Annotated in this window: 11 protein-coding genes; 6 read left to right on the top strand and 5 right to left on the bottom strand. The window is 58.1% G+C overall.

What is annotated here, in order from left to right; genetic code table 11:
* Nucleotides 1-67: 67 nt before the first annotated feature.
* The gene (locus BFW87_RS25330) at nucleotides 68-1,180 is read left to right on the top strand and encodes an efflux RND transporter periplasmic adaptor subunit (RefSeq protein WP_176159832.1); all 1,113 of its coding nucleotides are present in this window, start codon (nucleotides 68-70) and stop codon (nucleotides 1,178-1,180) included.
* Nucleotides 1,181-1,189: 9 nt separating this feature from the next.
* A complete protein-coding gene (locus BFW87_RS25325; RefSeq protein ID WP_078742438.1) occupies nucleotides 1,190-4,255 on the top strand; it encodes an efflux RND transporter permease subunit in 3,066 nt (1,021 codons plus the stop codon).
* Here the strand turns inward: BFW87_RS25325 and BFW87_RS25320 are convergent.
* Nucleotides 4,235-5,041 carry an EAL domain-containing protein gene (locus BFW87_RS25320; protein ID WP_078742437.1) on the bottom strand — a complete coding sequence of 269 codons (807 nt, stop codon included), beginning with the start codon at nucleotides 5,039-5,041 and terminating at the stop codon, nucleotides 4,235-4,237. The two genes, BFW87_RS25325 and BFW87_RS25320, sit on opposite strands and share 21 nt — an antisense overlap.
* 352 nt (nucleotides 5,042-5,393) lie before the next feature.
* Between BFW87_RS25320 and BFW87_RS25315 the strand changes: the two genes are divergently transcribed.
* The 4 genes from BFW87_RS25315 to BFW87_RS25300 all read left to right on the top strand — a co-directional run bounded on the left by BFW87_RS25315 (nucleotide 5,394) and on the right by BFW87_RS25300 (nucleotide 10,456).
* Nucleotides 5,394-6,788 (top strand): MFS transporter, encoded by a 1,395-nt coding sequence (locus BFW87_RS25315; protein ID WP_078742436.1) that lies wholly within the window; start codon nucleotides 5,394-5,396, stop codon nucleotides 6,786-6,788.
* A gap of 126 nt (nucleotides 6,789-6,914) precedes the next feature.
* Nucleotides 6,915-8,243 carry an OprD family outer membrane porin gene (locus BFW87_RS25310; RefSeq protein ID WP_078742435.1) on the top strand — a complete coding sequence of 443 codons (1,329 nt, stop codon included), beginning with the start codon at nucleotides 6,915-6,917 and terminating at the stop codon, nucleotides 8,241-8,243.
* A 185-nt stretch (nucleotides 8,244-8,428) separates the two neighbouring features.
* Nucleotides 8,429-9,457, top strand: coding sequence for a LacI family DNA-binding transcriptional regulator (locus BFW87_RS25305; protein ID WP_078742434.1), 1,029 nt, complete (start codon nucleotides 8,429-8,431; stop codon nucleotides 9,455-9,457).
* A gap of 15 nt (nucleotides 9,458-9,472) precedes the next feature.
* On the top strand, nucleotides 9,473-10,456 hold the full coding sequence (locus BFW87_RS25300) for a nucleoside hydrolase (protein WP_078742433.1): 984 nt from the start codon (nucleotides 9,473-9,475) through the stop codon (nucleotides 10,454-10,456).
* Nucleotides 10,457-10,690: 234 nt separating this feature from the next.
* On the opposite strand, the gene BFW87_RS25295 is transcribed toward BFW87_RS25300, so the two are convergent.
* The 4 genes from BFW87_RS25295 to BFW87_RS31755 form a co-directional block, all read right to left on the bottom strand.
* Nucleotides 10,691-10,930, bottom strand: coding sequence for a hypothetical protein (locus BFW87_RS25295; protein WP_078742432.1), 240 nt, complete (start codon nucleotides 10,928-10,930; stop codon nucleotides 10,691-10,693).
* Between the two features lie 91 nt (nucleotides 10,931-11,021).
* Nucleotides 11,022-11,246: a hypothetical protein gene (locus BFW87_RS25290; protein WP_078742431.1), complete on the bottom strand. Its 225-nt coding sequence runs from the start codon at nucleotides 11,244-11,246 to the stop codon at nucleotides 11,022-11,024.
* Between the two features lie 219 nt (nucleotides 11,247-11,465).
* A complete protein-coding gene (locus BFW87_RS25285) occupies nucleotides 11,466-11,858 on the bottom strand; it encodes a hypothetical protein (RefSeq protein WP_078742430.1) in 393 nt (130 codons plus the stop codon).
* Nucleotides 11,859-12,087: 229 nt separating this feature from the next.
* The gene (locus BFW87_RS31755) at nucleotides 12,088-12,444 is read right to left on the bottom strand and encodes a hypothetical protein (RefSeq protein WP_139372500.1); all 357 of its coding nucleotides are present in this window, start codon (nucleotides 12,442-12,444) and stop codon (nucleotides 12,088-12,090) included.
* Nucleotides 12,445-12,605 lie beyond the last annotated feature (161 nt).

Below are 12,605 nucleotides of genomic sequence, written 5' to 3'. Positions count from 1 at the left end.
GGCTGACGTCAAGACTGCCCTGCCCCACGAACAGAGTGCTCCGCGCAAGCGTCGGTTATGGCGGCCGATGATCATCATGCTGGTGGTCGTACTGGTGATCGTTGCGATCATCGCCGGGGTGAAATTCGTGCAGATATCGGCGCTGATCGCCCAATCCAAAATGCCCTTGCCCGCCGCCGTGGTGACGGCCTTGAAGGTGCCGTTTGAGGAATGGCAGCCCAACGTGTCCGCCGTGGGTTCCATGAAGGCCGTCAGAGGCGTGGACGTGACCACTGAAGTGGGTGGAATCGTGCGCACCATCGGCTTCAAACCCGGGCAAGAAGTGGCCGCGCAGGCGTTGCTGGTGCAGCTGAATGCCGACTCGGACATCGCGCAACTTCACTCGCTGGAAGCCACCGCGGATTTAGCCGGTATTGTTCTCAAGCGCGACAAGGCTCAGTTGGCGGTGAATGCCGTGTCCCAGGCACAGGTAGACACCGACAGCGCCGACCTCAAGGCCAAACTCGCCGCGGCCGAACAGCAACGTGCGCTGGTCGAGAAAAAGTCGATTCGTGCACCGTTTGCCGGGCGCATCGGGATTACCGGCGTCAACCCGGGGCAGTACCTCAACCCCGGCGACAAAATCGCCACGTTGCAGACGTTCGACCCCATCTACATCGACTTCACCGTGCCACAAACTCAACTGGAAGCCATCGCCATCGGCCAGAGCGTAGCGGTGACGGCTGACGGCGTGTCCAACCAAACCTTCACGGGCCGTGTCAGCACCGTCGACACCCAGTTCGATGCCACCACACGCAACGTCACCGTGGAAGCGACGGTCGACAACCCGCAAAAACGTCTGGTGCCCGGCATGTTTGCCCGTGCAGTGGTGACCTCCGGCAGCCCGCAGCGCTACCTCACGGTTCCGCAGACCTCGGTCACCTACAACCCCTACGGCACCACGGTGTTCATCGCGACAGCGAGCAAGAACGACAAAGGCGAAGAAGTGCTCACGGCGCAGCAAACCTTTATCAAGACCGGGCCGACGCGTGGCGATCAGGTGGCCATCGTGTCCGGTGTGAAGGAAGGCGACTTGTTGATTACCAGCGGCCAGATGAAGCTCAAAAACGGCTCGCCGGTGAAGATCGACAACAGCACCGCACCGCTGAACGACCCTGCTCCGACTCCCCAAGAACACTAAAGGTGTCCCATGAAGTTTACCGATACCTTTATTCAGCGACCGGTCTGGGCCATTGTCGTCTCGCTGTTCATCCTGATCCTGGGGCTGCGTTCGATCTTCGAACTGCCGGTTAACCAGTGGCCGCGCACCGAAAACACCGTGGTCACCATCACCACCGCCTACTACGGCGCGGATGCGTCCACGGTCGCGGGGTTTATCACCCAGCCGCTTGAATCAGCGATTGCCCAGGCCCAGGGCATCGATTACTTGTCCTCGACCAGCATCACCGGCGTCTCGACCATTACCGCCACACTGCGGCTGAACTATGACGCGAGCAAGGCGCTCACCGAGATCAATACCCAGGTCAACTCGGTCAAGAACCAGCTGCCGGCCCAGTCCCAGGAACCGGTACTGACCATCGCCGTGGGCCAGACCACCGATGCGATGTACCTGGGTTTCTACAGCGACACCTTGCCCACCAACAACATCACCGACTACCTGGTGCGCGTGGTCAAGCCCAAGCTGGACTCGCTGCAGGGCGTGCAAACCGCCGAAATTCTCGGCGGCCGCCAATTTGCCCTGCGCGCCTGGATGGACCCGGACAAACTGGCCGCGCACAACGTCACGGCGCAGGACGTGTCCACCGCCCTGGCCAACAACAACTACTTGTCCGCCGTCGGCTCGACCCGTGGCCAAACCGTGACGGTGGACCTGACCGCCGGCACCGATCTGCACACGGTGGATGAGTTCAAGCGCCTGGTCATCAAGCAGAACGGCGACGCGCTGGTGTACCTGGAGGATGTGGCGAACGTCACCCTCGGCGCCGAAAGCTACGACAGCAGCGTGGCGTTTTCGGGCAAACGTTCGGTGTTCATCGGCATTAAAGTCGCACCCACGGCGAACATTCTGACCGTCGCCGACAGCGTGCGTCAGGCCTTCCCCGAGCTGCAATCACAACTGCCCAGCGGCGTACGCGGGGACATCGTGTATGACTCCACCGAGTTCATTAACACCTCGATCTACGAGGTGGTGAAGACCCTGGTCGAGGCCATGATCATCGTCTCCGTGGTCATCTACCTGTTCCTCGGCTCGTTCCGCGCGGTGATAGTGCCGCTGGTGGCGATTCCGTTGTCGCTGGTCGGAACGTTCTTCGTGATGTACCTGCTGGGGTATTCGATCAACCTGCTGACCCTGCTTGCGCTGGTGCTGGCGATCGGGCTGGTGGTGGACGACGCAATCATCGTTGTGGAAAACGTCGACCGGCATATCAAGGAAGAAGGCAAAGGTGTGCTGGAGGCGGCGCTGGTGGCCGCGCGGGAGCTGGGCGGGCCGATCCTGGCGATGACCGTGGTGCTGATTGCCGCTTACGTGCCGATCGGCCTGCGCACCGGGCTGACCGGCGCACTGTTCAAGGAGTTCTGCTTCTCGCTGGCCGGTGCGGTGACCGTGTCCGCCGTGGTCGCGTTAACCCTGTCGCCGATGATGACGTCCCGGCTGTTCAAGCCCGGCCAGGAGGAAGGCCGCTTCGCACGCCGGCTCGATGGGTACTTTGACTGGTTGCGCAAACGCTACCACCGCGTACTGTCTGGCGGCCTGGACATCTGGCCGGTGCTGGTCACCTTTGGCTTTGTGCTGTTCCTGTTGGTGGGCGCCAGTGGCATGACCGCCAAAAGCGAACTCTCGCCCACCGAGGATCAGGGCTTGGTGTTCATGCAGATCAAAGGCCCGCCCACCGCCTCGCCGCAACAGATGGAACGAATCGCCGACCAGGCCTTCCAGATCGCCAACAAAGAGCCTGAATACGCGCAAATGTTCCAGCTGACCGGGCTGCCCATTCTCAACCAGGGCCTGGGCGGCGTGCTGCTGAAAACCTGGGGCGACCGCACGCGTTCCCAGGCCCAGCTGATACTGGACCTGCAGCAAAAATGGAACCAGGTGCCGGGCGCGACCATCGCCGCGTTCCCGCTGCCTTCACTGCCCGGCGCCCAAGGCTTGCCGGTGCAGTTCGTCATCACCACCACCGACACGGTGGAAAACCTCAATGAGGTGGCCCAGGCCGTGATGGCCGAAGCCCAGAAGCAACAACTGTTCTGGTTCGCCGACATGGACCTGAAACTGGACAAGCCACAAGCCAAGCTGGTGGTCGACCGCGAAAAAATCGCCGCCCTCGGCATGACCCAGGCAGACGTCGGCGCGGCGCTGTCTGCCGCACTGGGTGGCAACTACGTGAACTATTTCTCCACCGCCGGGCGCTCGTACAAGGTTATTCCCCAGGTCTTGCAGGTGGACCGTCTCAACCCGGACCAAATCCTCGATTACTACATTCGTACGCCTTCCGGCGCCATGATTCAGGCACGCACCGTGGCGCACATCGAGACCTCGACGCAGCCGGAGTCAATCAACCACTTCCAGCAACTCAATTCGGCGACTCTGTCGGGCGTCAGCGGTGTGGCCCAGGGTGAACTGCTGGCGAAGCTCAACACCATCCTCGCCAACGTGGCGCCCTCGGGCTACACCTCGGATTTTGCCGGCGAATCACGCCAGTTCATCCAGGAATCCGGTGGGTTTGTGGGCCTGTTGCTGTTCTCGATCCTGATCGTTTACCTGGCCCTGGCCTTCCAGTTCGAGAGCTTCCGCGACCCGGTGGTGATCCTGTTCTCGGTGCCACCCGCACTGTTTGGCGCGCTGGCGTTCATCACCATGGGCTACGCCTCCATCAACGTGTACACCCAGGTGGGGTTGGTGACGTTGCTGGGACTGATCACCAAGCACGGGATTCTGATCGTGCAGTTTGCCAACGAGCTGCAGCGCGCGGGCCACAGCAAACGTGAAGCGATTGAAGAAGCGGCAGCGGTTCGGTTGCGCCCGATTCTGATGACCACGGCGGCGATGGTGCTCGGCGTGGTGCCACTGGTGTGGGCGTCGGGCGCCGGTGCTGCCGGTCGGCACGACATGGGCCTGGTGATCTTTGCCGGGTTGTCGATTGGTACATTGCTCACGCTGTTTATGGTGCCTGCGATGTATATGTTTATAGGTGAAAATCATCATCAACAGACCGAGCCACTGAAGGAAGACCTACAACCCGCCAGCCCTTGAATAGCGCGTGGCACCTGACCAGACGAGCAAATCACCGGCACTCATGGGCCTTGCGTGCAAGTAGCCTTGGCCGGTGATGCCGCCCAGCTCGATCAAGGCCTGACGCTGAGCTTCAGTTTCGATGCCTTCGAGTACCACGCTGATCCCCAGCGCCTGCCCCAGTTGAATCACCGCCGCAACAATGGCCTTGCACCGCGCATCATGAACCACGTCCCTGACGAAGCTGGCGTCGAGTTTTATTTCGCTGAAAGGGCCCTGCAACAGACGTTGCAGGTTTGAAAAGCCTGTGCCGAAGTCATCAATGGAAAAGCGACACCCCAGCGCTTTCAGGTCCATCAGGCTTTTCTGCTGGATCGACCCGGAGTGAAGGGCGCCGCGCTCAGTGAGTTCAAAAGTGATTCCGGACGCTGGCACTCCATGACGGTCGAGCGCCGAAACCACCCGGCGGATGAAGTCTGAATCGCCCAGTTGCTCGACTTCAAGGTTGTAGGCAAATGACAGCGAATAGCCCCTGCCCCGCAGCTTCTTCTGCAACGTCAAACCGCGGTGCAGATGGTGAAAAAACAGCTCGTTCAACAACCCGCTTTGCTCAATAGCGGGCATGAACGCCGCCGGCGACAAGACGCCCCGCTGTGGATGAGCCCAGCGCGTCAACACCTCGACGCCTTCCACGGCATCACTCGCGAGGTTGAACTTGGGTTGAAAAAACGGCTGTATCTGCCCTTCTGCCAATGCTTTTCTGACTTCGAATTCACTGGCCGGCAGGGCGACGGCAGGAGGGCTCATGGCGTGCTCGCGTAATGAAACGGGCCGCCAGTTTCAGGGTTTCGTCTACGCGCCTCAGTCAGACGTGGCTTTAAGTAGGTAAGGCCTTTTCTGAAACATTGCGGGAAATGCCCTACAAATGGACCGCATCCACGCCTGTCATCCGACCGCAACATAACCCTGTCTAAAATCCCGGCCGGAGACCCGCTACCCAGGTCTCCACTGACGCGAACACTGCTCCATCGGTTTTAAGCATCGGCCTTTGAGGTTTATCTTCGGGCCGTTTTTCAAGGATTGAAATCTACGCGCGTAGAACGCTCAGGAACAAAGGATCGAGTGATGTTCGTCACCTCCACAGATCGGGAGTTTTTTGATGTCCACGCTTGAAAGTACCCCCCACCCCGCCGCCTTTGCAGGCCGTGGCGCGGCCGATGAAAGTCTGACAACACCCCGAGGGCGTCGGGAAATGTACCGCGCCACCCTCGCCTGCTGGTTGGGCACGGCCATGGAATATGCCGACTTTGCTCTGTATGGCCTTGCGGCCGGGTTGATCTTCGGCGACGTGTTTTTCCCCAATGTCACCCCGGCCATGGCCTTGCTTTCGACGTTCGCCACCTGGTCGGTCGGCTTCGTGGCGCGGCCCATTGGTGCGCTGTTTTTTGGCTGGCTGGGCGACCGCAAGGGCCGCAAAGTGGTGATGGTGTCCACCGTGGTGCTGATGGGCGCGTCCACTACCTTGATTGGTTTGATTCCGAGCTACGCCTCCATCGGCATCTGGGCGCCGGTGTGCCTAGTGCTGCTGCGGTTCACCCAGGGGTTCGGCGCCGGTGCCGAGCTGGCGGCGGGCACTGTGATGCTCGGCGAATTTGCACCGGCCAAGCGCCGGGGGCTGGTGTCTTCGGTCATCGCATTGGGCTCCAACAGCGGCACCTTACTCGCCTCGCTGGTGTGGCTGGCCGTCATCCAGATGGATCAACAACAACTGCAGGCGTGGGGCTGGCGCATTCCCTTCCTCTGCAGTTCGTTGATCGCGCTGGCCGCGTTGTGGTTGCGGCGCAACCTGCGTGAAACCCCGGTGTTCGAGCAGCGAAAAGCCGAGCTGCAAGCCCAGCGTGACAGCAGCCGAGCTGCGCTGCCCCAACACACCGCTTCGGTCGGGTTCTGGAAAGGCAGCCGCGCGTTCCTGACCATGGTCGGTTTGCGCATCGGCGAAAACGGCCCGTCCTACCTGGCTCAGGGCTTTATCGTCGGCTACGTGGTGAAAGTGCTGACCGTAAACAAGTCGGTTGCAACCCAGGCGGTGTTGATCGCCTCCCTTCTCGGTTTCCTGATCATCCCCCTTGCTGGCTGGCTGTCCGACCGCTTCGGGCGCCGCGTGGTGTACCGCTGGTTTTGCCTGTTGCTGATGCTCTACGCATTCCCGGCGTTCATGTTGCTCGACTCCCGTGATCCCGTGATCGTCACCGCGACCATGGTGGTCGGCATGGGCCTCGCCTCACTGGGTATTTTCGGTGTGCAAGCCGCCTGGGGCGTGGAGATGTTCGGCGTAAAAAACCGTTACACCAAGCTGGCGATGGCCAAGGAACTCGGCTCGATTCTGTCCGGCGGCACCGCGCCATTGATCGCCGCAGCGCTGTTGTCCTGGACCGGCCATTGGTGGCCGATCGCAACCTACTTTGCAGCCATGGCCGGCATCGGCTTCTTCACCACGTTTATCGCCCCGGAAACCCGTGGTCGAGACCTCAACGCCGTGGAAGACGCCATCTAACGCAACTCCCCCTTCATAAAAACCAGCACTGCCAACGCCTCATAGAAGGCGCCAACCCGCACGACTGTGAAACCACAGCCGGGCAAAGCCATGCCTGAAAAACGGCCATTTGATAGGAGCGTCGTCATGAAAAGATCCACCCTCGCACTCGCTATAACCGCAACTGCACTGACCCAGCAGGTGCTGGCCGCAGGTTTTATCGATGACAGCAGCGCGGCCATCAGCGCGCGCACGTTCTACCTGCGCAGTGATAACCCGAACACACCCGGCGTCGATCAAAACGAATTGACCCAGGGTTTCAAGCTCGACTACTTGTCAGGGTTTACCCAAGGCACCGTAGGTTTTGGCCTTGATCTGCAGGCGATGCAAGCCTTCAACCTGTCAGGCGGCACCCAGCACCCGAATGCCACCACCCAAAACTCCCTCGCCCCGGTCAGCTCCGACGGCAGCCCGGTCGATAACTGGAGCCGCCTTGCCGGCAATGCCAAGGTGCGCCTGTCCAAGACCGAGTTTCACGCAGGCGGTGCACTGTCCCCCAACCTGCCCATCCTTGTCGCCAACGATGGTCGCCTGCTGCCGCAAACCTTTGAAGGCGTGACCATGACCTCCAAGGAAATTGACAACCTGACGATCAATGCCGGGCAGCTCGACCGTTCCACCGGCCGTGCGTCATCCAATGCCACTCAGCTCGCCGTTGCAGGCGGCACCGAAGGCAGCAAGTTCACCTACGCCGGCGCCGGCTGGAAACTCAACAAAGACACCACCGTGCAGCTGTACCGCGCCAACCTCAGCGACTATTACAACCAGACCTTCCTCGGCCTGCTGAACACCACCCAGCTCGACGGCAACTCACGCTTCAAAACCGACCTGCGCTATTTCAACAGCACCGCCCAAGGCAAAAACGGCCAGCCCGGCTACGTGTTCAACAACAACGGCGGCTACGCCAGCAAGCCCGGCGAGGTCGACAACACCACCTGGAGCGCCGCGTTCACCTACACCCTGGGCGGCCACGCGTTCATGCTGGGTCGCCAACAAGTGTCTGACTCAGGTGGCGTGGTCTACCTCAACCAGGGCAGCGTGTTGGGTGGCACTGGCAACAACGAGGGCAATGGCGGCGCGAGCGTGTATTTGATCACCGACGTGATGGACAACTCCTTCATCCGCGCCGGCGAAAACACCAACTTCGGTCAATATTCCTACGACTTTGCGGCGCTGGGCATACCCGGCCTGACCACCTCGGTGCTCTACCTGCACGGCGACAACATTCGCTCCGCCGGTGGTGAGCGCTATTCGGAATGGGAACGTGATGCGCGCATCGACTACGTGGTGCAAAGCGGCGCCCTCAAAGGCCTCGGCGCGTCCCTGCGCGAGGGCAGTTTCCGCAGCGGCATCCCCAACGTTGGCGCAGTTGACCAGGCCCGCGTGGTCTTCAGCTACACCTACGCAATCTTCTGAATAAAGGGCTGCAGGTGATCACGCAAACGCGTCGCCGGTCATCAAACTGCAATAAAACCGAAGGGATAATGTCGTTTATGAAAAGCCGGTTTTGCCCGTCGCCTGAACGCCCTTTTCTATTTTTTTAACGCACGGGTCTACGCGGGTAGACCCACTGCCAAACCCCTCCAGACGGGAAGGTCACTTTGACCAAACAACACGCAAGCCGCGCCACGCGCGATGACGTCGCGCGTGAAGCCGGCACTTCAGTGGCCGTCGTCAGCTACGTGGTCAACAACGGCCCCAGGCCCGTCGCCAAAGCCACACGGCAACGCGTACTCGACGCCATCAAAGCCACCGGTTACCGCCCCAACGGCGTGGCCCAGGCGCTGGCCTCCGGCAAAACGAAAACCTACGGGCTGATCGTGCCCAACATCTCCAACACCTTCATCGCCTCCTTTGCCCATGCCCTGCAACAAGAGGCGCTGGACAACGGTCTAGTGATCCTGCTGGGCGATTCCGGCGACTGCCGCACCCGCGAACTGAGCCTGATCAACAGCCTGCTCAGCCAGCGCGTCGACGGCCTGTTCTACACCAGCGTCGACCGCCACCCGCATATCGACTTGATCCAGGCCAGTGGCACACCGTTTGTGATGCTCGACCGCGTCGACCCCGAACTGCGTGTCAATATGCTGCGCGTGGACGAACGCGCCGCAGCCCGGCAAGTCACCGCGCACCTGCTCAGCCACGGCTACCGCGACATTGGCATCATCAGCGGCGAGCCGGAAATGCTCAACGCCCAGGACCGTCTCAACGGCTGGCGCGACGCATTGGCCGATGCCGCACTTGAAGAACACCCCGAATGGATCTTCCCTGCCAGCTACACCCGCCAGGGCGGGTATGACGCCACCCGACAGATGTTGGCCAACGGCCGCCCTCCCCGCGCGCTGTTTTGCTCCAACGAAGCGCAGGCCATCGGCTGCGTACGGGCACTCTCGGAACACCACCTCAAGGTGCCCGAAGACATCGCGCTGGTGTGCTTCAACGGCACCGAAGCCTCAGCGTTCTGCACCCCGTCATTGACCACCGTGTGCCAGCCCGTCAAAGACATGGCCAAAGCCGCCATATCCATGCTGCTGGCCTGGGATGGCGAGGTGAAGTTGCAAGAGTTCTCCCATCGCCTGGTACTCGGCGAATCCTGCGGATGCACCCCCATAAAAACCCCGCAAGCCTGAAAACAAGAAGGTGAAATGAAGCGTTTAATCATTGATTGCGACCCCGGCAACGGGATCGCAGGGGCAAATGTTGACGACGGCCTGGCACTGGCGCTCGCATTGGCCGCGCCCGAACTGTCGCTTGAGTTGGTCACCACCGTCGCCGGAAACACGCCGAGCGCCGTGGGCTACAACGTCGCCCAAGACTTGATGGCCCGCGTCGGCCGCACGATTCCCGTCGTACAAGGCAGCACCCAGGCACTGCAAGAACCCGACGCCCCGTGGCGCGACGCACTCGACAACAGCGTGCACAAACGCCAACTCGCACATTTATGGCAAGACGTACGCGCCCCCCAAGCCTTTCAGCCACCCGCCTTGCACGCGGCAGACGCCATCGGCCAACTGATCTGCGCCAACCCCGGCGACATCACCCTCGTCGCCATTGGCCCCTTGACCAACGTCGCCCTGGCGCTGCAACGCTACCCCGCCATGGCCACCGCCGTCAGCCAGATCGTCATCATGGGCGGCGTGTTCGCCCTCGACGACTACATCAAGGACACCAACTTCGGCTTTGACCCCGAAGCCGCCCACCAGGTACTCACCAGCGGCGCGAACATCATCCTGGTGCCGCTGGACGTCACCACCCAAACCCTGATGACCCACACCGACCTCGACCTCATCGCTTCGCTGGGTACACCACTCGCCGAATTTATCTGCGAAACCTTCCGGCCGTGGATCGACTACTCGATGACCACCCGTGGCCTGGCGGGGTGCTGGATTCATGATGCGTTGGTGATTGCCTGGCTGCTGGATTCCGGCGTCGCCACGGCTACGGAGTTTTTTGTGGAGGTGGAACTGCGGGAGGGGCGTACACGCGGTAAAACCTGGCGTTACAAGCAACCGTTGCGGCTGGATGTGGGGATTGAGGTGGCGGTGGGTAAGCCGGTCAAGGTGTTGCAGACCGTGGATAACGGGCGGTTGTTGGGGTTGATAGAGCGGTATCTGGATAGGGTCCAATAACGAGGTGTGCAAGCACAATCAGTATGCCTTGCGCATTGATGTCTAGAGCGTGGGGGAAACCAAGTTTGCCGAGTCATGCAGGCCTTTTAATAATTCCAACCTGCTGAATTGTATTAAGAAAAATCGGAGCCCTCAGGGTCTGATCCCGTTTTTTGCAACTCAAAATGGAAAAACAGTAGCAGCCCCGTATACGTTCAGGACCTTACCTCACACTACTCTTCCATCACTTGGCCGTTATTCTTTGTTGAAAATCTCATAGATCCATTTGGCCAGAGCTTCCGGCGATAGCGTTTCTTTCCTCATACACGCTTCGCCGCGATCCTTTGCCACTATTGCGAGCTTTCCAGAGTCGGAAATTTCGATGTATGGGCCACCAAACTCATCCACTTCAGTTCCCAAAGGAAATTCATCATATGGATTCCCCTGCTCATTTGCATATTTAAAAAAGCATTCTGCTATTTGTTCGATTTTCACAGTTAACCCCCCGAATTATGTGATTGGCTTGATGAAGCCTCCCTTCAACAATTCATCAAAGCTGTGTCAGCGTGGTGTTTGTGGTAAGAAATCATTCCAATCTCAGTTGAGCATCGCCTTGCCCACCCAATATTTTGTTCACACAGAGCACCCAATCGTTCCAAATTGTAGGATCGGCAGTCTCACCATCAGCAAGATAACTCATACTTCCCAAAAGTGAACCTAAGTCATCCGACTTTGTTCGCTGATACAGATTTACAAGAAATTCATACATCGTAAGATACGCGAGTTCAGGTGTTAAATTTTCAGTACTCATTGCTATTTTCCTTTCAACAGTCCGGTATCTGGATTGAAGCCTCGCGCCGTCGTATTCAATCCGTCATTTTGAATAACTCCATTTCGGATACTGCCCCATGGTTGGATTCCGTCTGGCCGCGTTTTGGCAAACCAATGGTTACCAAACTGGTCAGGAAAATAGGGGTCAGACCCGTATACGCAAATTGGCCATATTTTCTTAAACGTGATCTGACCCCAATCAACTAAACATCTCTTGCACAATTTTAAATCCGCCCTCATTATTCAATGCATATACACCTTCATATTGGAAAGACAGCACAAACTTAAAGCGGGCGTCATTGGCAAGCGTAGCTACAAAAGCCTTGATATCTCCCCAGCTTTCCTCCATTGCGCTATTAGGAGAGCTAAATGAGCCTCTTACTCCAACCTTCCAGTCTACAGTCACACTCTCAGCTATCACTTCAAAGTCTGAGGAGGCGCGATCAAAAACAAAGAAGCAATTTGAACGGAAAAAGTTTCCAAATAAATTATCTTCTTCCTCAGCATAGCTTGCTTTCATCTTAGAGAGCACAGAGATTATCTCACTATATGAGACACCCTCTTCAATTTCTAAAAACATTGTAATGCTCATTTCAGAACCTCAATTACTCTAAGCTGGCCAATAAGAAAAAGAATAGAAAAAGGGGGCAGCTCTATTTCGCACTGCTCCGACGTAAGCAATTTCCCTCCTTGGAAGATTACAAGCTAGCAAATAAGTGAAAAATCTGTGGGAAATAGGGGTCAAACCCCATATATGCTCACATTAAAACGTGGTCTGACCCCGTCTTCCCCTAGAGTGCTCACATATTAACTGACAGAACTCATATTACGCCAAAAAGTTCTAAATCAGCTTTTACTCTTCTTGCATCCGCCTCTGAAAGATCACCTAATAACGCATTGACGCCATATTTTTCAATTAGGCCAAGAATATCACCAAGGTTGGCATTTCGAGCAACTTCAGGCTCTCTACCGGCTGAAAGAATAAGGCCCGCAGTGTGCAACATCAACCTCTCTGCGGGATGATCAAGGCTGCCTTCAATTTGATTCAACGCGTACCCCACCTCCAATTCTCCCGGCACCCATGAAAATCCTTGTCTTTTATTGGTGGCAACCTTAGCCCGGCAGTAAACTGGATAATAATAAAGTATGTTCTGCACTATATCGTTATAACTCAACACATTAATCACCTATTAATTGAGTGGTACTCTACGGCCCTTTGGATTGGTTCGTACGTTCGCGGTAACTTCTGGATGAAGAGATTCAAGCTGTGAAATCGCGCCACGACAGCTTTAGCACACAGGAAGCTCGCCAAATGAAATAATAGGGCTCAGACCCCGTA

It is taken from the genome of Pseudomonas fluorescens (assembly GCF_002022275.1).
In the GTDB taxonomy this organism is placed as follows: domain Bacteria; phylum Pseudomonadota; class Gammaproteobacteria; order Pseudomonadales; family Pseudomonadaceae; genus Aquipseudomonas; species Aquipseudomonas fluorescens_AJ.
This window is presented reverse-complemented; position numbering and strand designations above follow the sequence as displayed.

Excerpts from the sequence above, each read along its gene's own strand:
- BFW87_RS25330 (WP_176159832.1), top strand. The coding sequence starts at position 68 with ATGATCATCATGCTGGTGGTCGTACTGGTGATCGTTGCGATCATCGCC.
- BFW87_RS25325 (WP_078742438.1), top strand. The coding sequence starts at position 1,190 with ATGAAGTTTACCGATACCTTTATTCAGCGACCGGTCTGGGCCATTGTC.
- BFW87_RS25320 (WP_078742437.1), bottom strand. The coding sequence starts at position 5,041 with ATGAGCCCTCCTGCCGTCGCCCTGCCGGCCAGTGAATTCGAAGTCAGA.
- BFW87_RS25315 (WP_078742436.1), top strand. The coding sequence starts at position 5,394 with ATGTCCACGCTTGAAAGTACCCCCCACCCCGCCGCCTTTGCAGGCCGT.
- BFW87_RS25310 (WP_078742435.1), top strand. The coding sequence starts at position 6,915 with ATGAAAAGATCCACCCTCGCACTCGCTATAACCGCAACTGCACTGACC.
- BFW87_RS25300 (WP_078742433.1), top strand. The coding sequence starts at position 9,473 with ATGAAGCGTTTAATCATTGATTGCGACCCCGGCAACGGGATCGCAGGG.
- BFW87_RS25290 (WP_078742431.1), bottom strand. The coding sequence starts at position 11,246 with ATGAGTACTGAAAATTTAACACCTGAACTCGCGTATCTTACGATGTAT.
- BFW87_RS25285 (WP_078742430.1), bottom strand. The coding sequence starts at position 11,858 with ATGAGCATTACAATGTTTTTAGAAATTGAAGAGGGTGTCTCATATAGT.